Here is a 1,600-nt window from a genome sequence, read left to right on the forward strand (position 1 = left end):
TACCAAACCTCTGAGGGGTGAGCGGAAGACCGTATAGTGTATCCCAAACAAGCGGGTAAGAGAGGAAAATCGGTAACGGTAGGTGATTTAAACACTGATGGTTCTTCTGAACTCATCACAACTTACGAGGACGCTGATTATCGGCACGGAGTAATAGCCAGCTTTCGTACGGCATCTGGCTGGCAGCACCAACCTGTTAGCGATACGCTAGGCCGTAAATTTGATTTTGCCGAATTAATAGACTTAGATCAGGATGGAGATTTAGACGTGCTCACTTCGGAAGAGAATAATAATAGCGCGACGCAGGGTGGTTTAGGAGTGGTATGGTACGAGAACCCCTAAAATGATAAAAGCACCTGATCGGTGCTTTCTTATTAAAATTCTAAACGTTTAATGGCAAATGTAGTATCAAATGATACAAAAGATAGCCCATCCGGCTAATACTGATGTTACTTTAATTGCTAACTCTATTCTTCTGCTTGTATCCATAACTCAATAATTTTAAGTACCAACTACTCCCATAGTGGCGAACAGTGTACCATTTCTACCCGAATTGCAGAAAAATGCCAGAAGTAAGCTTAAAAGGCACTGAGGGCGAGTATACTGCTGATTCCAGCTAGGAATTACAGATGAGGGAATGTAGGAAACTTTCCCAATTGGGGAAATTAGTCTCGTTTACTACCTGGAATCATCACGCCCAAGCCACCGTCAATACGGTACGCCTGCCCCGTCATAAAAGCAGCTTTATCACTACATAAATAGGCAATGAACTCGCCAATCTCCTGAGGTTGGGCTATTCGCTCGGTCAAATGCATGTCTACACACTCTTGGTACACCTGCTCCGGGTTAGGTGACTGCTGTATACCCCACTGCAACATTGGAGTATCTACGGTACCCGGGCAAACCGCTACGCAGCGAATACTAGGAGCGTAATCAACCGCAATACTGCGGGTTAAGCCTAACATAGCTGTTTTTGAAGTAGTATAAGGTGCCACATTATTCTGAGACAGCATTGCCTGAACACTAGAGACATTCACTACTACCCCTCGCCCAATCTTCTGCATATACGGAATAGTGTGTTTGGCGCACAGAAAAGCACTCTTCAGATTAACGTTCATCACTAAGTCCCACTCTTCCTCACTAGTTTCGGTAACGGTGGAGTAACGCTGAATTCCTGCGTTATTAATAAGGTAATTGATTTGCCCAAAAGATTGCTCCGCTTCAACTACTGCTGCTTCTACTTCCTTTTCTACTGAAACGTCGCAGCGAATTAATTGCACTCGTTTTTCGGTAGCTCCCCCCAGTACTTCGCCTTGTAATTCGTCCTTATCAAGAATAATAACATTGGCTCCCTCCCGTAACATCACCTCGGCGGTAGCTCTTCCTATTCCTTTGCTTCCTCCGGTAATAATTGCAGTACGCCGGTCGTGTTCCATAACTTATTATTTATAGTGTTATAATCAGATCAAATAAAAGTAGTAATACTATTAGATTATTCAATAGCCACAGTAGGTTGAGACGTTATCTTTCTATTTGAAGATTAATGGTAGGCTGGCTTTACGTCAATGTCTTTATCCCATTCAGTCCTGCTAATTTTACG

Annotated in this window: 2 protein-coding genes; one reads left to right on the forward strand and one right to left on the reverse strand. The window is 43.3% G+C overall.

The features are described 5' to 3' along the window. Positions 1-36 precede the first annotated feature (36 nt). On the forward strand, positions 37-342 hold the full coding sequence (locus tag WBA23_RS13995) for a hypothetical protein (RefSeq protein ID WP_424582899.1): 306 nt from the start codon (positions 37-39) through the stop codon (positions 340-342). A gap of 323 nt (positions 343-665) precedes the next feature. Here WBA23_RS13995 and WBA23_RS14000 read toward each other — a convergent pair whose 3' ends face one another. Further along, complete coding sequence (locus WBA23_RS14000; protein WP_424582900.1) at positions 666-1,436, reverse strand: glucose 1-dehydrogenase; 771 nt, start codon at positions 1,434-1,436, stop codon at positions 666-668. Positions 1,437-1,600: the final 164 nt, after the last annotated feature.

It is taken from the genome of Tunicatimonas sp. (genome assembly GCF_049647865.1).
Classification (GTDB): domain Bacteria; phylum Bacteroidota; class Bacteroidia; order Cytophagales; family Cyclobacteriaceae; genus Tunicatimonas.

Coding starts and splice junctions, on each gene's coding strand:
- WBA23_RS14000 (WP_424582900.1), bottom strand. CDS start 1,436: ATGGAACACGACCGGCGTACTGCAATTATTACCGGAGGAAGCAAAGGA.